We start from the raw sequence: 23455 nt of genomic DNA, 5'->3' as shown, positions 1-23455 counted from the left end.
GAACACTTTTCCTCAATATCCACGAGTTCATTCAATAAAGTTTCTCGGGTATCAAATCCAATGACCCCACTTAAATCATGGTGTGCTGATGTCGAGATTTTTTCATTCATGTGTAACAGTGTCAGCGGAAGTTTGAGTGTTTGAGCTATCCAAGTACTTGCGTGACAAACGGCAATCGCCGAGGGCGAACGGTCAATACACCCAATTACGCAAGTTTTTTGAATGATATCTGCTGTCATAATTAATGACCTCCCATGAATTTTTCAATTTTTTCCGGGTCGTCATGAATACCAAACTTATCAACCAACGTTGCAGTGGCTTCATTCATCCCCTTAATTTCAATATCAATGCCTTCACGTCGAAACTTAATCACCACTTTATCTAACGCGCTGACGGAAGTGATATCCCAAAAATGAGCATGATTCACATCAATAATCGCTTTATCAATGTCTTCTTTAAAATCAAAGACATTAACAAAGCGTTCCGATGTGGCAAAGAAAATTTGTCCCCGAACTTCATAATGACGTACCTTTCTGTCTAGTCTTGATGTAACTGTCATGTATCTCGCGACTTTATTGGCAAAATTAAGCGCTGCGATGAGCACCCCGACAAGTACCCCGTAAGCCAGATTATGGGTCCAAACGACAACAATGACGGTGGCTATCATAACGATGCTGGTCGATAGCGGATGGACTCGTATATCGGCAAGGGATTGCCAAGAAAAGGTCCCAATTGACACCATAATCATCACAGCAACTAACGCCGCCATAGGGATTTTTGATACCCAATCATTAAGAAAAACCACCATTAGTAATAAAACAACACCCGCAACCAGTGTCGATAATCGACCTCGGCCACCCGATTTTATATTGATAATGGATTGACCGATCATCGCACATCCTGCCATCCCGCCAATAAATGCAGTGGCTATATTGGCAATGCCTTGCCCTTTACATTCTCGATTTTTATCACTGGTTGTATCCGTCAAATCATCCACAATCGTTGCAGTCATCATTGATTCCAATAAGCCAACAACAGCAAGCGCTAATGAGTAGGGTAATATGATAAGTAGCGTTTCAATATTCAAGGGAATATCGGGCAAAAGAAAGATAGGCAAACTGTCAGGCAGAACGCCCATATCACCAACCGTTCGGATATCAAGACCAAGCCATATTGAAATTATCGTTAATACAACAATACACACTAATGGAGACGGAATGGTTTTATTGACTAATGGAAACAGATAGATAATCCCTAAGCCTGCCGCGGTCATCGCATAAACATGCCAACTCACATTGGTTAATTCAGGGAGTTGCGCTAAAAAAATCAAGATAGCCAGCGCATTAACAAATCCCGTTACCACCGAACGTGAAACAAATCGCATTAAATTACCGAGCTTTAAATATCCTGCGATAACTTGAAATATCCCGGTTAATACCGTCGCAGCTAATAGGTACTGAAGGCCATGTTCTTCCACCAGAACGACCATTAAAAGTGCCATTGCACCAGTTGCCGATGAAATCATGCCGGGGCGCCCCCCGATAAAAGCGATAATTACCGCAATAGAAAATGCGGCGTATAACCCAACTTTGGGGTCGACGCCTGCAATAATTGAAAATGCGATGGCTTCAGGAATTAACGCTAAAGCAACAACAATACCGGCTAGGACATCCCCACGGATGTTACCCAGCCAGTCCTGACGAGAGGAGGACAAAAGCATATTAGACTACCTTGTAATCTATCAATCCCAAGATGGGAGAGTATATTTTAAATAAACGAAATTATCCCAAAGAAGGGATGTGGAAATTGGCTGATTTAGTATCAACCTAAAAGGAAGGGGGTATCTCAGGGTGGAGTAAGGCGCATAATATGATCAGCTGTTCCTATGAATAGTATATTTTTTTAAAATACCAATATCAACGACCTTAAGCAAGTACCGGATTAACATGAGCGTACTGATGCCATACATCGGTACGCTCATCATGATAAATATCGTCAGTGATTTACTTTACTCTAATGCCTTGTTTATCAACAATAACCTCACCATCTTCTTTGATAAATTCACGTTGTTGCGGATGAGGTAATATATCCAATACGACTTCTGAAGGTCGGCAAAGTTTAGTTCCTATTGGCGTAACAACAATGGGTCTATTAATCAGTATTGGGTACTGCAACATAAAATCAATCAGTTGGTCATCGGTATAAATATCATTTTCTAAAGCTAATTGTTCATACGGTTCAACATTTTTTCGTAGTAACGCCCTTACCGTAATATTCATATCAGCAATAAGTTGTACTAACATATCTTTAGTCGGCGGTGTTTCTAAATAATAAATAATCGTTGGCTCAACGCCGCTATTGCGGATCATAGCAAGCGTATTGCGTGAAGTGCCACAATTTGGATTGTGATAAATGGTAATTTCATTCATTCGGTTAGCCTTAATTTAACAGTGAAAGTCGAAGCACTAAAGCAACGAGAGTGACGGTAAGTACAGGGAGTGTCATGATGAACCCTGTTTTAAAATAGTATCCCCATGTAATGCTCATGTTCTTTTGTGATAAAACATGCAGCCACAGCAACGTCGCCAAACTCCCTATAGGTGTAATCTTAGGCCCCAAATCGGCACCAATCACATTGGCATAAACCATTGCTTGTTGAATTAGCCCTGACGCTTCACTCCCTTCAATGGATAAAGCACCAATTAATACCGTTGGCATATTATTCATTATTGAGGATAAAAATGCAGTTATAAATCCCGTACCAATTGTTGCTGCCCATAACCCTTTGTCTGCAAGGTAATTGAGCGTTTCAGAAAGATAATCGGTTAACCCTGCATTTCTTAAACCATAAACAACCAAGTACATACCTAAAGAGAAAATGACGATTTGCCACGGTGCGCCACGTAATACTTTTTGGGTATTAATCGTATGGCCTCTGGCTGCAATCACCCAAAGAATTAAGGCGCCAATAGCCGCAATTGCACTCACTGGAAGACCTAATGGTTCTAAGACAAAGAAACCAATAAGTAGCAGTACCAATACCAGCCAACCTGCTTTAAACGTTGTCATGTCCTTAATGGCTAAAGTCGGTTCACTCAGTTTGGTAACATCATATTGTTTAGGAATATCTTTGCGGAAAAACCAATGCAGCATCGCTAATGTTGCAATAATTGCTGCAATATCCACTGGGACCATAATCGATGCATATTCAGTAAATCCAATATTAAAGAAGTCCGCAGAAACGATATTCACGAGGTTCGAAACAATCAGCGGCAAGCTCGCCGTATCTGCAATAAACCCGGCAGCCATGACAAAGGCTAATGTCGTGCCTTTGTTGAAACCAAGTGCCAATAACATCGCAATCACAATGGGCGTTAATATCAATGCTGCGCCATCATTGGCAAATAAGGCCGCAACCGTTGCACCAAGTAACACGATATAACTGAATAACAGTTTTCCTTTACCCCCGCCCCACTTGGCAATATGTAATGCCGCCCATTCAAAGAAACCACTTTCATCTAAAAGTAGGCTAATGATAATTACGGCGACAAATGTCGCCGTGGCATTCCAAACAATGTTCCAAACAATCGGGATGTCTTGAAAACTGATCACACCAAAGATCAGTGCCAATACAGCCCCTGCTGTAGCACTCCAGCCAATACCCAGTCCTTTGGGCTGCCAAATAACAAAGGTGATCGTTAAAATAAAAATGAATGCGGCAATAAACATAACAACCTCATTTAAAAGGTGCTTTTCCGCACCTTTTATTTTTAGAAAATAAAACTTATTCTGCGAGCTGACTTAATGCAGATATCCCCACAGGCTCTGTTTCAAGCAAAGGAACAATAGCAACACGTTTTGCCAATGTTGATGTCACCTTTTCAATCTGAGCGACTTCCTGTTCTGCTCTTGAAAGTAACAATGGTGAGGTTGTTTCCGTGATAGATAGACTGTTATTGATTACCCACGCCCACGGATGTATGTCTGCCCGTATTAAATCATTTTGCAAATTTTCCGCCTCAAGCACAGGCGTTGTTTCAGCGAGTGTCGTAATAATGACTTTGGTGCGTTCAGGATCTTGTAATTGCATCATCGGCGTTAAATAGTGGCCTTTTTCACCCATATTCTTAGCAATTTCTTTATGGTATGCCCCTGTTGCATCCAGAAGTAATAATGTATGCCCAGTCGGCGCAGTATCCATGACGACAAAACGTTTACCCGCGTCTCTAATGATGCGAGAAAAAGCCTGGAATACCGCAATTTCTTCAGTACAAGGAGAGCGCAAATCTTCCTCAAGTAATGCGCGCCCCTCTGCATCTAAATCTTTCCCTTTTGTTTCTAAGACATAATGACGATAACGTTCAGTTTCAGCGATAGGGTCAATTCGGCTAACTTGAAGATTCGGTAAAACACCATCGAGGGTTGATTCAATATGCGCGGCTGGATCGGATGTAGTCAGATGTACATCAAGCCCTTTTTCTGCCAATTTAACCGCGATTGATGCCGCAATCGTTGTTTTCCCTACACCACCTTTGCCCATTAACATAATCAGCCCATGCTGTTGCTGAGATATTTCGCCAACCAGTTCTGACAAGGTGGGTAAAGAAATAGGTTGTTTTGTCGGGGTAATAGTTGGAATTTGTGGCATCTCATTAGATAACAACTGCTTCAGTGCATCGACACCCACCATATTGATATTTTGTAAATAAATAATATCGACAGGTAACGAGCGTAGTGCTTCAGGCATAGATGCTAATGCCGCTTGTTCACGAGAGTAGAGCGCATGGGATAACTTATCATTTTCAGTCACCGCCGTTTCAGGGAAAACACCATTGACAATTAATTGCTGATTTCTGATACCCAGAGATGACAACTCGCTATAGGTTCTCGCAACCTCTCTCAATGCCGCTGATTGAGGTCGTGCAACTAATACTAACCTTGTTAGTGATTTATCACTCAACGCTTCCACCGCCATGCTGTACTGTTCACGTTGTTTATCAAGACCAGACATTGGCCCTAAACATGACGCACCATCAGGATTATCAGTAATAAAATCACTCCATGCACTCGGGAGTTGTAATAAACGGATGGTATGCCCCGTTGGTGCGGTATCAAAAATGATATAGTCAAATTGCTTTGTAATTTCGGTATTGGTTAACAACCCAGTAAATTCATCGAAAGCTGCAATCTCTGTGGTACAGGCACCTGATAGCTGTTCCGTAATACTTTGAATTACCGCTTCAGGTAAACTTTCTTTGATTGGATTAATAATTTTGTTTCGATATTCTTCAGCGGCAGCTTGAGGGTCTATTTCAATAGCAAATAAATTTGGAACCCATGTTATTGGCTTAATATTGTTGCCTATCGATTGAGAGAATACTTGCCCAACGTTAGAAGCTGGATCAGTGCTCACCAGTAAGACTTTTTTCCCTTTTTCAGCCAACTTAATTGCGGTCGCACAAGAAATAGAAGTTTTACCCACACCACCTTTTCCAGTAAAAAATAAATAATTAGGTGTGTTATCTAAAAATTTCATTTTATTGCTCCTGTTAACAACACGTTTTACCATTACCACAACACGATTTAACAATTTCGGCTTTTTCAATATTCGGCCGAATACCAAACCATCTTGCTAGCTCATGTCGTTTTGGGTATCGACCAGTCAGCACAATCTCACCATCAAGAATCAATAGTGGAAGTGACTCGGCGCCTGCGGTTTCCAAAAATGTTTTTGCTTTTGTGTTGTTAACGAACTCCATAGGCTCTTGCGCTAAATTAAAACGCCTTATACTTGCCCCTTGTTTTTTTAACCAATCCACATCTGTTGCGAAGTCTACCAATGCTTGATCGACTTCGGTTCCGCAAACACCAGTGCTACAGCATAATGCGGGATCAAAGACTTCTAATTTTTTCATATCTCAACCTTATATATGTTTTTTCGAATATGTTAACTTAAAAATTTTTATATAGAACAGCTACTCGCAGGTTCTTTTGTCTCTAAGCTTTTGAGTAAATCTGCAACTCTATTTTTCTCTGTGGCATAGGTGACATCAATGATACTTTTCACCCACGGTAGTAATGCTGGAGATAATCGATAATGAACCCATTTACCATGTTTTGAATCGAGCAAAAGACCCGACTCTCTAAGCATTGCTAGATGTCGAGAAGTCTTTGGTTGCGATAAATTCAAGGCCGTATAGATGTCGCAAACACACAGTTCACCAGATGCTTTTAGCAGTAGCACGATATCCAGTCTGGTTTGGTCGGCTAAAATTTTAAACAGCAGTAGTGGTTCCATACTTTCTCCTATATTTAATGTGTGTAAGATATACCAAGGAAATACATTCGTCAAAACATATATATTGGCCTATGAATTATCTAAACGAACGCTATCTTTATTTATTGATAATTCCTTACTGAGGAAATTAGAACCTTTAATTTTTCAATGTAATAGTATCAAGTGTTAATACTGTCGTATAACACACTATCTGTAGCCCTTGATATTACAGGGCTAGGAGCAAACTTTGGACTTTTCGATGAAATGGGCACACAACCCCTGCTTGCCGTTAATTTGTTTAAGCAATCACAGCATTTTCGCGAAAAACAAAAGATCGAGGATGCAATTCATTACGGCCTAATGGCCTGTAATTCATTCACAGAATCCAGCGAATACTGGCTCGCTTTAGCCGGTTTATATCAACAATCGAAAAATAGACTTCTGAGTATCAAAGCCGCCTTAAATTCTTATGTGTCGAACTGGGGATTCGGAGTACCGCATGACAAAGTGCTTTATTTTTTGAAGCAAGGCATGGATTTTTCAGAGCTCAGCTCAGATCCTGTTATTCAAAAAGTCACTAGTGGTGGGCTTGACTTAAATTTCGGCGGCACAAAAACCAATCATAACTACCCGATGATGAAAGAATGCATCGACGCATATTTCTCTCTTAACCAGCCAGTCACTGCCCTAAAGTTATATCAGAATTATGCGTTCTCCATGTACACAGAGACAAGTGCATTTCAAGAACGCTATGATTTTCGAATTGAGGAATGGAAGTCTGACTTTAAAGCTTTATGCCTGAAATATCTGAATGACTCCAGATCTGAAGTTACATTAAAGTGATGTATGGCTAGAAACAAAAATGCCGCATGATTAGTGCGGCATTTTGCTGGTGGCTTAATCTACCCCGCTCTGGGGGAACCCCTCGCGCGGCGCGTCCCCTCAGACACGCTCGCTACTTCAGTTGCCATCAGCATATCACACCGATCGCCGATCGCAGATTTTTTATACCTTTTCTTTCTGCTTCAGCTTTTCGTACAGAGCCATATGCCACTGGTAAGAGTCCGTTCCAACATGCTCGATGATCTCGTGGCATTTCAGTTTATTCATTCTGCCGAACTGGGTCGGTATGCCCATTTCTAACAACACGCATTCTGTCGCATAATGCTTAGCTTGCTTCGTGTCTTCAGTGTTGACAGTTGGCAGCATACAGCAAGTCAAAAAGACCGACAAAGCCAAAAGAAAAACAAAAAACGTCGGGACCAACAAAAAACCCAGCCTATCCCTATTCCAGAAGTAAACAAAAAACACAGCACTGGCAACTGTAATACCCAACGAAATCAAGCTCGGTAATTCTACCGATTCAGCCATAATCATCCGCAAACTCCTTCGGATTTCACGTAGCGCGATCGAAAGTGACCACTTTACGATGCATTCACTCGGTTTCTTCTGGGATCACTGCGAGCGGCAGATCACTGTGAACAACCTGCCAGCATTTAGCGAACTTCAACCGCAGCACTCTCTCTTGACAAACCAAGACGGTGTCTTCGCTGTCACGTAACGCCACCAGTTTTTTACCCGCCTGCATAGGCGTAAACCTGCCCGACACACCCGATAAAACATGTTTACTGCCTGCCAGATGAATAACGGTGTTATTGCCATCAAAGGCACGGATCAGTGAATAGCGATATGGCCCTTCAAAATAAACCGGCTGTACCAGTTGCTGCTGCTCCCCTTCGACCAGAGAATTAACAAAAAACCGGTCCAAATTCATGCGTAATTTTTTTACGCCGGTCGGATCCTGATTTGCCACTGAAGATGGCACCACAAAATTCACCGATTGCATTTCTGCCGAAACAACCTGAGCGGAAACGGCCATTGCCACTACAGATACGATTACCCTGATCATGATTTTCATATGCTCAACTCGTTTGTAAAACCCTTACGGGTGGCGGTCGCCGTGCCGGTTACCCCAACAATGGATAATTATCCTGGTATACCGACTACCTTCAATTTATGGGCTTTTAGGTTTCCTCCCTGTCAGCCCGTGGAAACGTCATCCTGATTATCGTCTGTAAATTTGTGATAATCAGGGCTGTGACTTTACAGCGGTGTTTCTTCATTTTTCGGCACAAACAGCACACATGAACCGTTGCCTGATTGCACCACCTCCGGCGAGCAAGCGTATGTTTCCTTTGTAGAGGCGAAGACAGTGAATGCCCAGCCACCAGGAGGCATGTTGCCTTTTCCAGGACTGAGCCAATCCACCTGCCCTTTCAGTTCGTATCGGCTTCCGTCGTAAATAACGACGGTGTGCAGCGACTGGTCAACGGAAGTCACTTCCTCAACCAGGAATAATTCGACCGGGCCATCATGGACGTGATGTTTGATTTCAGAATACGGCCGAGTTTCCACAGGGCTTGCACCGATCTGATTAATGCGAGAGTCCTGTTGCTGATCGGATGTATCGACTGAGGCATGGAGCTCTGCTGTCAACATGAGCATACCAGCCAGAAGCAGGAATGGCTTTTTCAACACTTACCCCCTTTTATCGCTCCCCCACGGAGCACAAACAGAAAGTTTGCCCCTCAGCAAACTCACTGTTTTTTGATACTGACCGACTGACGCATGATTGCCAACACATCACTGGCTGACATTTTCCAAGCTTCAGCTTGACGTCGCAGTACAAAAGCGCCCAACTCTATTCGCCGAGCATGATCTAACATGAATGTCATTGTATTCCCGGCTTCAGAGATCGTCATGCCGCAACCCACTGACCCATTGTTATTTACCACAAAGCCTTTGTTTTTGTTCGCGCCGTGGAACTTAGCACGCATTTCTTTTTCAAGCCCGAATAAAGCGCCGCAAAATGCGGTCAATTCATACCGGGACAGTTGTATCGTGATTTTCTGATCCCAGAGCACATCGCGCCCTTCCAATGTCATGGGTGCCATCGAGATATTCAGCGTCAGAAAACCTTCTTTTCCTTCGGACTGCACGTATTGAACATCCAATGCCGTCCGCTTTTTTTCATCGCGCTGGCGATCAGAGTACAGCTTCAGCTGTTCACCAAATTGATTCATAATTCCTCCTGATACCATAGTATCCCCAGCCAAGCCCGTGACGAAATTTTCGCCACCAGGTCAAAAGGTGAGATTGAACGGGTAGTTTTATTGTTTTATTGCATTCAGACCATGCCCCGAATCTCACCAAAGTGAGTTTGAGCGGGAAATATATACTTAGTTTCGGTGAGTTTGAACGGGAAATATAGTCTTGTTGATCAAGGCCTGACGAAAAAGGTGTGATTGGATGGGATGGCAAGGGAATAATGTTGATTTTTTACCCTGTTTTATGTCCCTACAGCCCGCTTCTTGTCTAAAACTCCTGAGTTTGTTCTCTTTTTAACCGATCAGTTCCCGCTATAACACACTTTATCGCTAGGTTACCCGCTACGACTCACTTTGGACAGGACGCATACCCACCACAACTCACCTTTCTCAAGCTTACTCCTATCAGAATTACCCGTTCAAACTCACTCTTTCATTCGTTTTGTTTACCAAATAAAAAACCCGCCTTTCGACGGGTTTCCGATATGACTCGCTTAATCCAACGTCGGGTTTCGGTTGTGAACATGCACGACCGAGTCCCGTCCAGCCTTGATGACCTCGTATTGCAAATAGCCAATACTATTCAGTTCGTTGAGAGCGTCGGTGATTTTACGGTTTTGGTCTGCGACCCTACCATTCATCATCAAGCGTTCACGAAGCCTCGACATTTGGATTGGCGCAGGCTGTCGTGGCAACGCTTCGAAATAAGTATACAGCGCCTGGGCTGTCTCATTTCTCGGCAGTGCCATTAGCGGCTTGCGTCGTAACAAACTTAAGTGGTCATTGCTGTAGAGCTCCCAAAGGCGCTCATCTGCTTCCAGTACAACCAGATCATCGACAACATCAAATTCTGCCTTCAACAGCAAGCCTGTTACCAAAAACTTCTTGGTACCTGGCGTTGTGAATGTGATGGTCTTTGCCCTGATTCGAGTTAACGAGTCGGCTATCTCCTTACGCAATTTCGAATCTAGCCGCTTCGATGGATACCCGCAGAACTGCGAGAACTCGCTGAATTTAACCTTGATCTTATTTCCATGCAGAGCATCAGGACATGCGCTAAACGCATGGATAATCCCCAACCAGCAACGAAAATCAATGAAATAGTTAAGCTGTGGACCGGTGATCACCACGTTGGTGTAGCCTTCACTACGGGCATACTCCAGGTAGCTGAGCGATTCGCTCGCGTCCAACGGCTTACCAACCTTTCCTTTCGATCGGATATTCGGTGTAAACACGCCAAGCCGCAATAACGAGACGGGTTGAACACTCGAACTGTTTGTTATTGTGAGTTTCCTGTGTGACGAATTTTCGTCAGCAGGTATCGCATCCTTGAATAACAGGATGTTATTACTACAATTTTGTTGCATCAAACCATAACCCCTCATGGTTGTGAATAAAAACTCGGCTTTCCCCTTTCAGACTCACCGAGTTTCCCACTGTACCACACCCAAATCCCATCCAAACTCACTTTCTTCCCTTTCAAACTCACTTTCCTCCCTTTCAAACTCACCTCAATCCTCTGTAGGCCACGCCACCAGCGGCCTGTGAGCGACAGGGATCTTTTAGGATCTGTTAGGAACTAATTAGGTTAATTATTAGGATCTAGCTTGTTGAAAAGTTGATAAGTGAAAACCAGCGCCCAACACAGGTACTGGTTTTTGTTTGGGTGGCTATTCTGCCCAATGGGCTTTGAGTTGTCTGTTAGCTTCATCTAACGCAGCTGAAGCTGAGGGCATGATGCGGTTATCGAAAACCCAGGGCGCATCTTTCCAGTTGCCTTGCTGCCGAATATAGCCCAGTCTTATCGCTTGCATGAATGTCATCGGCTTTGGGCTAATAGGATTCACCACCAGCCCCTTGGCGCGATTGACACGCACTTTCAGGTAAGCCAGCACACGCTCAGCCTGCGCTTCTTTTTGCCCTGACAAGTCCCAGATACTGCGTCTCAAATGCTTAATGGCTTCTTCACTGGTCACGCGTAATCCCTCGTAGAGTTCAGTACACTGATGCTTGGCAAATCGCACTGAAATTCAGTGTCATCGGCACGGTCTATCCAAGTTATACACGCTCCAGATCGCCATACCGCCAGAACGGGGTCGCTCATGCAGTTTTCAACACTCTCATCCGAGTCATCAAAGTCGTCGAACGTCGCTTCGCTATAGATGACAACATGGAGGAATTGCGGGTTTCTTTCCAATACAGCAAAAGCGTCGATCAGCGCGGATTTGTCAAATTTCAGCGTTACGTTCAAACAGCGAATATTATCTTGGAGTTTAAGTTCAGTCAGCATTGGTTACCCTTTCATGCCCTGAGGCTCTCTCATGGCGATCCTCAGCAGTTTTACGATGTTTTGTGCGAAATGATGCGATGAGTACCACATCGCATCGTAGAAAGCGTTACAGCGCTATTTCATTGCAGGCTCTTTTCGACCCAACGATATTCTTTGGATTGGAAATTATCCTGCAAGCAGATCGTGCATTTTCCGTTGCGGCACTCTGCGTAAACACTCCAGTGGAATGCGGGTGTATCACAGCTGCCGGAAACTGATTTAACAAAGCCACCGAGCTCATGCTTTTTTGCAATGGTAAGTTTGGACGTGGCGATAGCTGAGCGGAGCTCAAACGCATCAAACTCCACGGTAATTGACCCAGCTGGGAGCGTCACTTCGTTACAGACGGAGTACAGTTCGCGAGGTACGGTAAAGCAGGTATTAGCCAGCGCATATTGCTCAGCTGTTAGGTTTCGTGGCGACTCCACTGCACAGAGCAGCGTATCCCATGTAATGCCGATGTTTGCATCATGAGTGCGATCCACCAGCTGAAGCGCCTTGTGTGCCTCATATTCAGAAATGGGTTCCATCTCATTGTCAGACAAAACTTGGTGGATGTCTTCAGTATCCCACAGCTTGGAAAGCACAACATCGTATTGATTTTTTGTGGACAGGTGCGCGATTAACTCTTTGACTGTGCAGTACATAAGAAACCTCTTTTATTGATATTGTTTGTTTTGTTTACCTCTTTATTGAAGCATGACCTCAACCGCTGACGAAGAATAGATAGCAGAATAATTAATTTATTAGTTGCCATATTGGCAACCAATAGTTTAGATGCTACAATGTTGACAAATAGGAAACATGAGAGATGCAATGCACGTAATATCAAGAGAACCTTTTGACCAGGCATCCAAGCGATTTCCAAACAGTGCTCAGGCGCTATCTGACATATATCGAACACTCAAGCGCGACAGTTATCAAACGCCTGATGAGCTTAAAAAGGTTTTCCCCAGCCTTGATCGGATGAAGTATAGAGAGAAATGGTGGGTCATCGACATCAGTGGCAATTCATTAAGAATGATGTTTTTTGCCGACTTTGACCGGGGGAAAATATTCGTGAAACATATAACAACCCACGCTGAATACGATAGGTTGACTGATCACTACCGGAGAACAAAAGCATGATGTTTCAAGATGCAGTAAACGCAGCACAAAACCTGATAAGCATTGTGCCGTTATTGGGAAACAGCCATTCTCGCGAAGACTATGAAAAAGCCGTTCAACTGGTTGAGCACCTTGTCGAAAATGACCCAGACAACCCGCTTATCGACTTGATTTGCGCGAAGATTGATGCGTATGAAAAAACAGCGCCCGAATTTGCTGAATTTAACGAGCGCTTAGCAAAAAGCAATGGCGGTGTAGCAGCATTGAGAACGCTGATGGATCAATACCACCTTAATACGACAGACTTTCAAGATGAGCTCGGTTCGCGCTCATACGTTAGCCGCATCCTCAACGGTGAACGAGGATTAACACTGGAGCACATTAAAAAACTGTCTGCGCGTTTTAATATCCCTGCCTCCATTTTCATAGACTAAACGGTTACAATCGAGTTCCTACACTAACAAAAAACCCGCTTTTTATGCGGGTTTCTTTTTTGATTCAGTGGACAATCTTACCGAATTAGCTGCCGGTTGTGCAGAACAGTACAGGTCGCACCAAGACCCGCATGCAGCACGAAAGCTATCAACACAAATCCCCCTGAAGCTGGGATATGAAACGAGTCTAGGAAAGCCGTTGTCACCGTCAACATCAAACCAAAAAGGCCTATGTATTTAACCGCCAACGAGAGACACACAACCACTGGACTTCGCAGCCCTGGCAATTTGTGTGTTTCGTGATACTGGTACTTTGCATACAATCCACACAGCACCAGCAAGGACAATGTCATCAACGTTAAAGTGCCGATCAGTAGTGCCAGCATGACAACCCCCTTAACCCCAACTTGTCAGCCAATATGGCAAACGCTTTTCCACAGCTTTCGCGCTTCACCACTCACGTCGAATGAGTAGCTCTCACCCAACTCGTTATCATCGAACTTGCACACCAGGCCATACGGCGTAATGAGCATGTGCGCACCCGATACGCTGATCCCAAACAACCGGATGCTGATATGTACGGGAACAGACATCACCCCTTTACCCCTCTGGCGATATCGCTCTAACGCCGAACTGAACATGCCGCGATTAATCAGCACCTCCAGCAAGTGTTCGTTAACCCAACTACCCTGGCCGCCAAAGACGGTTGAATTCGGATTTACGCTGATAATGTTTCGTGGCTTCATCTATCCCCCCTGCGCTCTTTTCAGCGCCTCACTTTGGATGGCGTTCCCCCCCGGTATCGGGAAGTTCCAGTATCACTCAGCAGATATCGCTGACGAAAAAACCGCCCGAAGGCGGCTTTGACATTGGCTGTTAGAGGTCAATTTCCAGTAGAACAGTTTTGACCATCGTGCCGGACTCTTTGAAAGCTTTGTCTTCCAGTTCAGTGAATGAGCCCCCGAGCAGTTTCACACGCTCACGGAAGGCCTTGGTCAAGGCATCTTCACGGAACAGCACGCCCGCAGACAAAATGCCCCGCAGGCGACCACCTTGCGTATACACCCCACCTGAAAGCAGCAGATCCAACGCTCGGTTTGTATGCTTAATGTCGGCCTTATTTTTGAAAGGCGGGTTCATGATGATGACATCGAATTTCTCGTCCATTTCATGGCTGAGAAAATCAGCATTGACCAGTTCAAGGCTTGTGCCCGTAAATTCAGGGTTTACCAGCGACGTAATTTCAGGGTCGCTGTTCAGTTGCTGAACGCGCTTTTCATCCAGCTCAACAGCCACGATATTGAGGTTTTTTGCCGCTTTAGCCACAGCTTTGACAATACGCCCATCACCGCAGGACGGCTCCAGCACTCGATCCCCGTCCTGAATATTGGCACTGGTAACCATCGTATTGATGATTTTTTCCGGCGTTGGAAAAAAGTTGAAGTCGTCTTTTGGCACCACAACCGATCCAGACAGGATAATGTCGTCGATACGCCCTTCCGCACTGCCATCAAAAATATGGGCTTTCTCTTTGCGGTTCCACTTCCCACCAGCGGCTTCAAGCACCTTGTTGGTGTTGGTGTACAGGCGACGATCCAGCTGGCCTTCCAGGAAGAGTTTGTTGCCCTCCACACGCGCTTCAGACAGAACTGCGAGGACGTCATTTGATACTTGCATTTCTTACCCCAATTTATTGATATTGAATTAGCCACCAGCCCCACGCTGACGGCTTAAATTGCTTTACCCGATCACTACGACGGATTGATAGCTTTCAGCAGCCAGTACGTCGTCTTCATCGTTGTCCTGCCAGAACATGGCTGGTAGACGATCAACTTCAAGATGGCTTGGCATCCATCCCAGAGTGCGTGCAACCCAGAAACTTCGGGTATGCCCAGCATTATCGACAACGGATACCCGTTCGCCTTCATAGCCCACCAGCTGAGGACTCAGGTTCCCAGTGCATTGCAAACCGGTGCGCTTCGCGTACTGATGGCCTTTTTCCATCATTGCCATACACTCGGTGTAATGCTCGAAAGAGCCTGCTTTGCTCTTCGGTTCGACAACCCCCATCCACTGAGCCACGGCTTTTGCACGCTTCGCCAGCAGGGCTATCCCGACCTTGAAAACACCACGGTCTTGAGTGAAAACGTATTGCTGTTTTAGCTTGTCGATTTTCAGCTGGTTCATAACGGGTTTCCTCGTTGCGATAATGTTCGGCCTGCGATCAGACCGAACGATTAGGTGTCAGACTACGTACTGTACGTTTAACTCTTGATGAAGCTGCTTTAGGACTGTTTCCCCACTCAATTCCAGCGATTCCATTTTTCCACCGATATAGGCAGCGCCAGTCACTTCAGTGTGGAAAAACGCGCCACGATAAATGATGCTATTCATGACAATGGAGATAACCCCCACGCTGCGAAGCTCATACAACAGCTCTTCTGCCGTCCATTCCATCGCATTGATCCAACCACGCAAATCCTCCAATGCCCCTTCATCTGGCGTAGGAGCCGCAAGCAGTTCATCCAGCTGCTGCACAAACTCATGGTCTGGCTTAAACGCTCTAAGAAAGCTACCAATCGCTTCTTTTCCACTTAGTCGATTAAAACCGAATGAGACACTGCGATTAGATGAATGGAAAAACTCCAACCCTTCTTTGGGCAAGGATCCAATGGGCGCATCTGCACTAAACGTGACGATAAAACTTTGGATAAATTCTTGCTTATCTGACATGTGAATCCTCTTTTCTTATTGGTATCGTTGTTTTGTTTACTTAACCAGTAAAACATGACCTAAGCCGCTGACGAATAATAGAAAAGAGATTATTTTGAGAAACAATATCGAGTAGTGAAAATGTTATTTCCGGAAGGACTCCACAGCTATTTTCCCGTGGTAATGATGAAGCGCGCGAACGCTTTCCTTGTGGTCGTCATCACCCGCCTTGCCCGATTGGCTGTATCGCTTAGTTGTCTGGTATCGCTCAACCAAAGCCATATACTCCGGATCATTTGCCCGGTCATAACGGACAGCAAAGCGACGGCTGACCCCAAACTTGTTTCTACGGTTGGCACCCATGAATCTTCCTTTTAAACCCGAGTTGGTTCGATAGGAAGATCATCCCACAGGTTCAGCGCTGACAAAGAGGTTCAAAATAAAATACATTCCCCCTGTTTTTACTGGTTGAACAGCCTCCCAATTATCAAATCACTACCTTTGCTCGTGTAATGTATCCCGTCATGGGTTCGTACCTGCACATCGTTCACGGTAAGGTTAAACTGACGCCCAATAGCGACCTCGGGGTCGAAAAAAGCGATCTGTGTTTCATCCACCGCCTGACGGATTGCTTGTCTGGTATTTACCAAGGCGGCTTCGGTGGCAGGATTCTTCATTGCAGGTGGCAATATCCAGATAATCGATGCACCGGGGTTGCTCTGCTGGATTTGCTGGATAAACTGTGTTGCCTTCTGCTGGTAGTTCGTGACTTGGTTTGCACCGATGCCGTCATTAGCCCCCAGAGAGATAACCACGGTCTCATAGTCCTGAAAACTCATTGTCTGAACATAATCGTTCCACTTTACCGAACTGCGGTCGGTAAGCCCTGTGCTCTCCTTATAAAGGCCGTCTACTGGGATGTGCTTCTTTGCGCTCGTCGCGAGGGTATAGGTTAAGCTATCACCGATAAACAGTGGCTTAGCCAATGATATTGCAGGCAGGAACAGGGTAAGAAATAAGGCAGTTTTCATAACTATTTCCAGGTCGATACACTGCCGATGATTTTAAAAAAGATACTTTTTTAATCCACGTTAAAGGCCGACGCTTTGCGGACAAAAAAGCCCACACCATCTGGTGCAGGCTTGGAGTCGAACTTTTTAGCACGCCTCATCAGGCCATTGCGGTTTCGGCCAGAGACAAAGCTTGTTCTTGAGTTTTAGCGATCCCCAACCACAAGATCCTTGCTGAAGGAAAGTCGAAGCGCAGGATGTTCAAAGCGCGCTGTTCATCCTCAGCAAACACGGGCTTGTATGCCGCGACACAGCGCTCATACTCAGCACCTTTTCGTAGCTGAGGAATTGCATAAACGATGAAGCAACGGTCTTCTGGCTCACCATATTCCGGTCCTGCTATTGATACAGCGTAATCGAACGCAAATTTTTTCACGTCATAGAAACTACCACTTTCTTCATGTGACATCGTGTATTCAATTTTTGTCCCAGCATTAGCACGTTTTTTCATGTGCTCAGTTTGCTGAGCATTGTTCCAGCGGTGCAATTGCATACGGCTGGCTTCTTTGCCCTTCAGGACAGCCTTGGCGTTTGGCTTGTAGCCTTGCGCGATCAACGCGTCAATCCACTCGCGGACAGTCACTACTGAACCGTTGAAACGGATTGCTGAAGCTAAATGGTTTTCAGCACGTTTTTCGTTTGCATTGACTAATGGGGTCATCGTAACTTCCTCGGTTTATTCATTTTGTTGACCCAATCATTCAAGCATGAGATTGACCGCTGACGAAGTGATTACACGCTGATTTTTATCATAAAAAATGCCCATCGAGGGTGATGGGCATTAAGGGGTATCGTGGGTTTGGGAAGCCCACTTCATTGATCAGACGCTAAGCATGTGTGGCAGCGTCGAACTCGGGTGAAAACACTGGGTTAACGCGAATGACTGTAGCCATTTCGACTTTCAGATTTACCTCCACATATTCCCCGTGCTTTAGAAACTGAACTTTCTGGTCGATACGACGCATTCCAATGCCGTTAGATTGAGCCTGAACCCACCAATCAAAGTCGGGCGGGATTGTCAGAGTTAATCCGTGCCATTGGGTCATAAACACGTTACCCATTGGCTTATACGTTTTCTGAGGCTTGCACCAGAATGGAAACATCAGCTGAACTAATGCACCATTGCGTGGGTCTACAAACTCCAGGAAAACACCAAAAGGTGACTCTCCTAAGACCTTTTTAAAATCCATCCACGCAGCGTGACAGAAGGTATTATCTCTCAATACTTTAACCATTTTCACGTCGTTCATTTCATTCAGCCTTGTTGGTTTCTATGTAATTAGTAAACCATGACCTCAGCCGCTGACGAATAGCGTAAACTATATTATTTTGAATTATTTCTTTTGTGATTGGTTTTGCTTCAGGCAAAAAAATGCCCACCGAAGTGAGCGATTAAAACGGGGCAACTTAACCTTTCCCGTTGATGATCCGAATCAACCTTTCATTCTGCTCCTGTGCCAGTGCTTCCGCCATTTCCTGAACGGCTATCATACGTTTGGTTGGCATGGGCTCGCTGAACAACGACGCAGTAGCAATAGCTTCAAGATACTCAGACTTCAGCTGATTTGCCTCTGCATCAGCGATGGGGAAAGTAGGTAACGGTACGCGTTTCGCGATGGAGGTTGCGACAGATTTCTGCGTTTTCATCGCTGAATTAGTCACAACAAATAACAGGAAATATCCCGCTAAGATACCCAGGCCAATTTTAGCGATCTTTGCTTTGACTCCTTTCGCGGTCAACATGGCTATCGCTGAACAGGTAATGCCCAGGCAAATGAAAAAGAGCGCCCCACCAGAGGTAGAAGCCACTGCGGTGAATAAAGTGATCATATTTCCTCGCTTAAGTGTTGTGGTAGACCAGGATATTGTCCCCCGTAGACAACCGGTAATGAAATTTCTAATCCTCATTTTAAAAATCAAGCCCCCTCTAACTTGACAAGACCGCTAGCGAGGATATTGTTTTGATTAAAATTAATAACAAGGTGGTTAATATGGACAGTCGTCTTCGCGACCTAATCAATGATTATTTAAAACGCGTTTCTGAAGCCATTGAGTTAATGAAGCTCTCAGGGTTCGAATTGCCAATATCTAATAACGCGTGGGCAGGAAACAGCATTCCACAAAGCGGGGAGTTGCATAGTGGCATCAGGTATTTCAAACATGGTTACGGATGCGCCGTGCATTTACGAACGGGCACTATCGATTTTGATTTTGGAGAACACGGGGAATTCAATGGTTTCGATTTTTGGCGCTTATCCGGCTTTGCAAAGGACAATTTAAGCCAATATGGATTTCAAACACCTGATGAATTAAAGCAATGTTTCGACGCTGAAATAACGAAAAGCAATCTGCTTTATTCTGGTTACATTCTTTATTATCTAAATGAACAGCAATAGGCCGGAAACCGGCCTATAAAAACACATATCGCCTACTTATCCGTGAAAGAAAATAGGCATGTTTAATACTCCGTGAAAGAAAATAGGCATGTTTAATACGCCGCTGATAAAGTCCTTTTCAGCTTTCAAATCACGGTAAAACGGTGAGTGAGCCTCTGCCAGTGCCAACAACGCACCACGCTCCGGACCAAATTCATTCACCTGCTGGGTGATCTCCGCAAAAATTTTACGGACGGTTTCCAGGTGACTGGCTGGTAAGCCGTCTTCCTCCAGTAACTGAAGGAATTCCGTGAACATCACATTGCGCGGGATCGGGTTATATTCTTGAGACACATTCACCTCCTAAATGCCCTCAGGGGCGGTTGATAATGCTATTCATACACTGTATTAATTACGCGTTGTCCAGCGTGTCACGCCTTCAGGCAATGGCACTTCCACCTCGGAGAAGTAACCGGTCTGGTATTTTCTCGCTTCTGAGTTACGCGAAAAGATGTAATGCAACGCCAGTTCTTTGTTGGCAAAAGTCATCCTGGTAAAGGTTTTCACTGGTGCAATAATGCCCTCCAGACATTGATTTTCGTTGTACCCAACAGGGCAGATATCGAACCAATGAGCATGGTTGAATGGTGCTTTTGTCTTCGCAATCTTCGCTTTATTCGGATCGTCATAACGCTGAGGCAACGTCACTTCAATCACATCGACAGGGGCATCCTGGTGGAGGTGAGGACTACCAAGCAGTGTATCGATCATAGGCCTGCCGCTTTCATCGCGTAGGCTCTCTGCAAGCCACAGCGTGCTCTTAGAACGATGTGGATGTGACACGTATTCCTGTGCGTAGCGCCAGCGGACATCAAAGCTGTGTATTTCGGATACAGAGTTGCTATTCAGTGAATAGTCCAGCCCGCTGTATTCGAGATCCTTGTTCGTGCTGAACATGTTCACGTCGGGCATTTCCTTAGAGGAAAACATCCACATGTCAGCAGCCTTTGTGCTCAGTTCTTTGATGCGCCCTTCAGGGTGTTTGTAGAACGATGCATACATCTCCGCCAGACCGCTCTTGGCGCTCTCACTTTCCAGCAACTGATAGATGCAGTGTACCGATCGGCTTATAGAGCCCACGTACACAAAGTTCCATTCACTGCCTTCAATGCGGATGCCGATCGGGATCATCAAAGCTGGAACCTGGACTTGCCCACCCGTCTCATGAACGTAGTTCATCTCGTAGTAAGCTTCTTTCCAAAGATGAGACATTTCCGCCAGACGTCTTTGGTTGGCTGGGTTTAAACGATGTAGATCACCGGCTCTGCTTTCCACAAAGCTAAACGCTTCCTGTTTTTCTTCATAACTGCCAAAAGCAGCATTCAGATTCTTCCACGCCTCCGCCTCCGGCCATTCAAAAATTGTTGTTTCCGCCACATTCGAGGCGTTCAGTTTCACCCAGCTGCGTGAGCCTTCTTTGATTCCCGTTTTCGTCAGGTTGAAGTTAATGCGCTGCACCCAGATATGCGGCTCTATCCGATCATCACGCTCACCATCCGTTGGCGCAACGTACAACGATAATTTACCATTCGTGTTCACAATGAGGCGCAAAGGTGCGGCCTTAATTATGCGCGCAAAATCGACTATCTGAGGCAGCATATTCATGCCCCGGCAGGCGATCATGTCCATCACGCCCAGCAGGTTTTCCCACTGCGCTTTGTCGGCCATCGCCTCTGCCAAAGGTGCTCCACGGTTCGCTGCACGCCATGCCATGACTGTTTTGTCGATAACGGTATCTTGGTCGGCTTCATTCCCCACACGCCCTACCACCAGCGCTGCTTTCAGCAGGTCGCGAGACTTCTGCTCTGACTGACGCTCTTCTCGTAGGTACTTAGCCAACGATTTGAACAGCGCAATGTAGTAGGTGTGGTCCGAGCGCACAGCCCGAGAATAGATGTAGTGCTCCAGATGCTCAGCGGTGACCGCGTCCAGGCACAGGTAAGGCAAACGTGCGTCGTCTTCCTTCCACTGTTTGTTGTACTTTTCGATACAGACGTTGACGTTATAGTCACGCGTCACACTTCCTCTCTTGTTGCTATAACTGGTCTTGCTGACTGGCGCTTTGACATTCAACAGGCCGTCTTTGATAAAGGCTACAGCTACGTTGCGGTCGTCTTTAAAGTCCACGGTAAAACTAAAGGAACCATAGGAACGATCGTCATTTTCTTTGGCTGCACCTGGCGCAGTCTCTGGGTTCGCCAGTGAATGCCATTGGCACATCACACGAGAGCCGCTACGTAGGTGACTGTTTGCCCATTCGATGAAACCAGCCAAGGATGGATACTTTTTATTTTCTGGGTTACTCAGCATGCCTGTACCGTCAGCATCATGAATGAAGCGGCAATGTTGCTCTTGGAATTTCATCGACACAAAATTCAGACCCAGACTCCGGTCGTAGAAATCACCAAATAGTTGTTCCCGATGGTCAAGCCCACAACACATAATCAGGAAACGTTTGTAGTGCAGTGCCATGCGCTCATGCGCCTTCAGCCGATCAGAATAAGCGACGTTTTGGAATTTAATTTGTTCCCCATCCATCCCCCGGAACAAGCGCTCTTGCTCATCCCGAGACGGGAACAGCATGTTCGCACCCAGGTGAGACTCCACAGGGGACACGATGCGATACAGGTTTTCGCCGTCGCGAACCATCAAGAATACCTTGGCATTCTCGCTGTTATTAATAAGGTTTTCCATACGGTCTTTGTAGTCGATATAGCGGCGAGTCGTTGCCATGACCAGTACGCAGCGCGGCGAAGGGAAAATTTGATCCACCAGCGCATGGGTATTGCACAGCGCTTGATAGAACTTGTCCAGGTCACCAAAGTCGAACCAGTCACTTAAGTCGTGGTAGATGGCCAACTCTTCATCGACCATCAATTTCTGCTGAACAAAGGTCAGAGGCTCATTGCTGGGAGCGGACTGCCCTTTACGGATCACCTTCACGTTGACGTCTTTGCCAATATAGAGATCTAAAGACTTGATACCGTCCATCAGTTTGTCAACCTGAGAACGCGCATCTTCTGTTGCAGCCAGCTGCGCCGCTGCCATTTCGGCAAAATAAGGCACCACAGCCTGAACTGCCGCTGTAATTTCGATATTACGCTCTTGGATCCACTCGGATTGGATTGTCGCTATTTGATGGTTTTGCTCGGCCGCATCACGCATGTTCTTGATATCGGCTTCAGTCACGCCCGCTGCAATAGCATTACCCACCGAGCCTGTAGCCAGGCGAATAGCGTTATTACTGATAGCAGGCATGGTGCTCGCACTTACACCTTTCTTTGCGGCTTTTTGCTCAATACGTTCTGTCACAATAGCTTTCATCGCCTCAGGGTTAGCGAGAGACTTCGACAGAGATTGAGTTAGATCGGTAACACGCTGCTGGCACAATGCGACTTCAGCATCACGGATCTGACGCGCATCATCAGCGAATACAAAAAGCTCAACAAAGTCATTAAACAAGAATCGGTGCTCTTTGACAGTTCGCTTAACACTGTGAGAAACGCCGTCTTTGTCTACTGTGACAAAGGTTGCGTATTGCTCGTAGTGCTTCGGATGTGCGCGGAGGATGACGGTATGAAGCTGATTTTCAACCCAACGTAGGGATTCGATGAGAAGTACCTCATCCATCAGGATAGCTTCTTCTGGGATATCCTGCATTGCGCGCCAATATTGCCCGCTTTGAAGTGAGTTGAAACGCTGGATACGTTCGACGTGTTCTTCACGAACTACAATGCCTGTCATGGCTCTGCCCTCAATTGTGATTCATTTTCTATTACTATCTTTACACGTAGTGAACAGCTGACGAATAGGTCACAGGCGCACAGAAAGACATATTTGAATAGGGATAGAGGGATCTGACCAGCGCATGTTTGCAGGGCGAAACCACCTTCATTCACCTGCATGTTTGCAGGAGGAAACTCCGCCCCATCGTTACGCGTCTGCGAAAAACAGCATACTTGCAAGGGGTAAAATCAGCTCCTA

Annotated in this window: 30 protein-coding genes and 1 pseudogene; 4 read left to right on the top strand and 27 right to left on the bottom strand. The window is 45.5% G+C overall.

Annotated features, from left to right (window positions below; genetic code table 11):
- The 7 genes and pseudogenes from PSF67_RS21060 to PSF67_RS21030 form a co-directional block, all read right to left on the bottom strand.
- Positions 1-239 (bottom strand): annotated as a pseudogene (locus PSF67_RS21060) (hypothetical protein); the annotation flags it as partial.
- Between the two features lie 2 nt (positions 240-241).
- Positions 242-1720 (bottom strand): SulP family inorganic anion transporter, encoded by a 1479-nt coding sequence (locus PSF67_RS21055; protein ID WP_272677564.1) that lies wholly within the window; start codon positions 1718-1720, stop codon positions 242-244.
- 283 nt (positions 1721-2003) lie between these two features.
- Positions 2004-2429, bottom strand: a complete 426-nt coding sequence (gene arsC / locus PSF67_RS21050; protein WP_042849113.1) for a glutaredoxin-dependent arsenate reductase — start codon at positions 2427-2429, stop codon at positions 2004-2006.
- A 10-nt stretch (positions 2430-2439) separates the two neighbouring features.
- Entirely contained in the window at positions 2440-3729 is a 1290-nt protein-coding gene (locus PSF67_RS21045; RefSeq protein WP_237072379.1) for an arsenic transporter, read from the bottom strand.
- Between the two features lie 55 nt (positions 3730-3784).
- Positions 3785-5536 carry an arsenical pump-driving ATPase gene (gene arsA, locus PSF67_RS21040; protein WP_102140129.1) on the bottom strand — a complete coding sequence of 584 codons (1752 nt, stop codon included), beginning with the start codon at positions 5534-5536 and terminating at the stop codon, positions 3785-3787.
- Positions 5537-5549: 13 nt separating this feature from the next.
- Positions 5550-5915, bottom strand: a complete 366-nt coding sequence (arsD, locus tag PSF67_RS21035; RefSeq protein ID WP_042847034.1) for an arsenite efflux transporter metallochaperone ArsD — start codon at positions 5913-5915, stop codon at positions 5550-5552.
- A 47-nt stretch (positions 5916-5962) separates the two neighbouring features.
- Positions 5963-6298 carry a metalloregulator ArsR/SmtB family transcription factor gene (locus tag PSF67_RS21030; RefSeq protein ID WP_042847035.1) on the bottom strand — a complete coding sequence of 112 codons (336 nt, stop codon included), beginning with the start codon at positions 6296-6298 and terminating at the stop codon, positions 5963-5965.
- Between the two features lie 243 nt (positions 6299-6541).
- Here PSF67_RS21030 and PSF67_RS21025 point away from each other — a divergent pair, with 243 nt between their 5' ends.
- Positions 6542-7120 carry a hypothetical protein gene (locus PSF67_RS21025; protein ID WP_042847036.1) on the top strand — a complete coding sequence of 193 codons (579 nt, stop codon included), beginning with the start codon at positions 6542-6544 and terminating at the stop codon, positions 7118-7120.
- 162 nt (positions 7121-7282) lie between these two features.
- On the opposite strand, the gene PSF67_RS21020 is transcribed toward PSF67_RS21025, so the two are convergent.
- The 8 genes from PSF67_RS21020 to PSF67_RS20985 form a co-directional block, all read right to left on the bottom strand.
- Positions 7283-7654 carry a hypothetical protein gene (locus tag PSF67_RS21020; protein WP_042847037.1) on the bottom strand — a complete coding sequence of 124 codons (372 nt, stop codon included), beginning with the start codon at positions 7652-7654 and terminating at the stop codon, positions 7283-7285.
- Positions 7655-7712: 58 nt separating this feature from the next.
- The gene (locus tag PSF67_RS21015; RefSeq protein ID WP_042847038.1) at positions 7713-8195 is read right to left on the bottom strand and encodes a hypothetical protein; all 483 of its coding nucleotides are present in this window, start codon (positions 8193-8195) and stop codon (positions 7713-7715) included.
- A gap of 185 nt (positions 8196-8380) precedes the next feature.
- Positions 8381-8812 (bottom strand): hypothetical protein, encoded by a 432-nt coding sequence (locus tag PSF67_RS21010; RefSeq protein ID WP_144138807.1) that lies wholly within the window; start codon positions 8810-8812, stop codon positions 8381-8383.
- 62 nt (positions 8813-8874) lie between these two features.
- The gene (locus PSF67_RS21005; protein WP_226617273.1) at positions 8875-9360 is read right to left on the bottom strand and encodes a hypothetical protein; all 486 of its coding nucleotides are present in this window, start codon (positions 9358-9360) and stop codon (positions 8875-8877) included.
- A 518-nt stretch (positions 9361-9878) separates the two neighbouring features.
- Positions 9879-10751, bottom strand: a complete 873-nt coding sequence (locus tag PSF67_RS21000) for a RepB family plasmid replication initiator protein (protein WP_052219406.1) — start codon at positions 10749-10751, stop codon at positions 9879-9881.
- A 303-nt stretch (positions 10752-11054) separates the two neighbouring features.
- On the bottom strand, positions 11055-11333 hold the full coding sequence (locus PSF67_RS20995; protein ID WP_162762192.1) for a hypothetical protein: 279 nt from the start codon (positions 11331-11333) through the stop codon (positions 11055-11057).
- Between the two features lie 23 nt (positions 11334-11356).
- On the bottom strand, positions 11357-11674 hold the full coding sequence (locus PSF67_RS20990) for a hypothetical protein (protein WP_042847040.1): 318 nt from the start codon (positions 11672-11674) through the stop codon (positions 11357-11359).
- 119 nt (positions 11675-11793) lie between these two features.
- Positions 11794-12360, bottom strand: a complete 567-nt coding sequence (locus PSF67_RS20985; RefSeq protein ID WP_042847041.1) for a hypothetical protein — start codon at positions 12358-12360, stop codon at positions 11794-11796.
- A gap of 169 nt (positions 12361-12529) precedes the next feature.
- Between PSF67_RS20985 and PSF67_RS20980 the strand changes: the two genes are divergently transcribed.
- Positions 12530-12841, top strand: a complete 312-nt coding sequence (locus tag PSF67_RS20980; protein WP_042847414.1) for a type II toxin-antitoxin system HigB family toxin — start codon at positions 12530-12532, stop codon at positions 12839-12841.
- The gene (locus PSF67_RS20975) at positions 12838-13254 is read left to right on the top strand and encodes a helix-turn-helix domain-containing protein (protein WP_042847042.1); all 417 of its coding nucleotides are present in this window, start codon (positions 12838-12840) and stop codon (positions 13252-13254) included. The genes PSF67_RS20980 and PSF67_RS20975 overlap by 4 nt, the downstream gene beginning before the upstream one ends.
- A gap of 77 nt (positions 13255-13331) precedes the next feature.
- Here PSF67_RS20975 and PSF67_RS20970 read toward each other — a convergent pair whose 3' ends face one another.
- From PSF67_RS20970 to PSF67_RS20925, 10 genes are all read right to left on the bottom strand, one after another.
- Positions 13332-13640, bottom strand: coding sequence for a hypothetical protein (locus PSF67_RS20970; RefSeq protein WP_166268285.1), 309 nt, complete (start codon positions 13638-13640; stop codon positions 13332-13334).
- A gap of 24 nt (positions 13641-13664) precedes the next feature.
- Positions 13665-14000: a hypothetical protein gene (locus PSF67_RS20965; protein WP_166268283.1), complete on the bottom strand. Its 336-nt coding sequence runs from the start codon at positions 13998-14000 to the stop codon at positions 13665-13667.
- Between the two features lie 130 nt (positions 14001-14130).
- Positions 14131-14931 (bottom strand): methyltransferase, encoded by an 801-nt coding sequence (locus PSF67_RS20960; protein WP_042847045.1) that lies wholly within the window; start codon positions 14929-14931, stop codon positions 14131-14133.
- Between the two features lie 63 nt (positions 14932-14994).
- Complete coding sequence (locus PSF67_RS20955) at positions 14995-15441, bottom strand: hypothetical protein (RefSeq protein ID WP_052219361.1); 447 nt, start codon at positions 15439-15441, stop codon at positions 14995-14997.
- A gap of 57 nt (positions 15442-15498) precedes the next feature.
- Positions 15499-15987 carry a hypothetical protein gene (locus PSF67_RS20950; RefSeq protein ID WP_042847046.1) on the bottom strand — a complete coding sequence of 163 codons (489 nt, stop codon included), beginning with the start codon at positions 15985-15987 and terminating at the stop codon, positions 15499-15501.
- Between the two features lie 123 nt (positions 15988-16110).
- Positions 16111-16329: a hypothetical protein gene (locus tag PSF67_RS20945; protein ID WP_042847047.1), complete on the bottom strand. Its 219-nt coding sequence runs from the start codon at positions 16327-16329 to the stop codon at positions 16111-16113.
- 98 nt (positions 16330-16427) lie between these two features.
- Entirely contained in the window at positions 16428-16997 is a 570-nt protein-coding gene (locus PSF67_RS20940; protein ID WP_072035184.1) for a DUF459 domain-containing protein, read from the bottom strand.
- A 139-nt stretch (positions 16998-17136) separates the two neighbouring features.
- Positions 17137-17697 carry a hypothetical protein gene (locus PSF67_RS20935; protein WP_042847048.1) on the bottom strand — a complete coding sequence of 187 codons (561 nt, stop codon included), beginning with the start codon at positions 17695-17697 and terminating at the stop codon, positions 17137-17139.
- Between the two features lie 166 nt (positions 17698-17863).
- Entirely contained in the window at positions 17864-18286 is a 423-nt protein-coding gene (locus tag PSF67_RS20930) for a hypothetical protein (protein ID WP_042847049.1), read from the bottom strand.
- Positions 18287-18443: 157 nt separating this feature from the next.
- Positions 18444-18944 carry a hypothetical protein gene (locus tag PSF67_RS20925; protein WP_250690687.1) on the bottom strand — a complete coding sequence of 167 codons (501 nt, stop codon included), beginning with the start codon at positions 18942-18944 and terminating at the stop codon, positions 18444-18446.
- Between the two features lie 83 nt (positions 18945-19027).
- Here PSF67_RS20925 and PSF67_RS20920 point away from each other — a divergent pair, with 83 nt between their 5' ends.
- Complete coding sequence (locus PSF67_RS20920; protein ID WP_042847052.1) at positions 19028-19432, top strand: DUF6896 domain-containing protein; 405 nt, start codon at positions 19028-19030, stop codon at positions 19430-19432.
- A 36-nt stretch (positions 19433-19468) separates the two neighbouring features.
- Here PSF67_RS20920 and PSF67_RS20915 read toward each other — a convergent pair whose 3' ends face one another.
- Together PSF67_RS20915 and PSF67_RS20910 are read right to left on the bottom strand one after the other, a co-directional pair.
- Positions 19469-19765 (bottom strand): hypothetical protein, encoded by a 297-nt coding sequence (locus PSF67_RS20915; RefSeq protein WP_042847053.1) that lies wholly within the window; start codon positions 19763-19765, stop codon positions 19469-19471.
- A 54-nt stretch (positions 19766-19819) separates the two neighbouring features.
- Positions 19820-23215, bottom strand: coding sequence for a hypothetical protein (locus PSF67_RS20910; RefSeq protein WP_042847054.1), 3396 nt, complete (start codon positions 23213-23215; stop codon positions 19820-19822).
- Positions 23216-23455: the final 240 nt, after the last annotated feature.

Origin of the sequence: Providencia sp. PROV076 (assembly GCF_028483405.1) — a bacterium.
Classification (GTDB): domain Bacteria; phylum Pseudomonadota; class Gammaproteobacteria; order Enterobacterales; family Enterobacteriaceae; genus Providencia; species Providencia huaxiensis.
The sequence above is the reverse complement of the archived record's forward strand: the minus strand, read 5'-3'. Positions and strand labels throughout refer to the sequence as shown.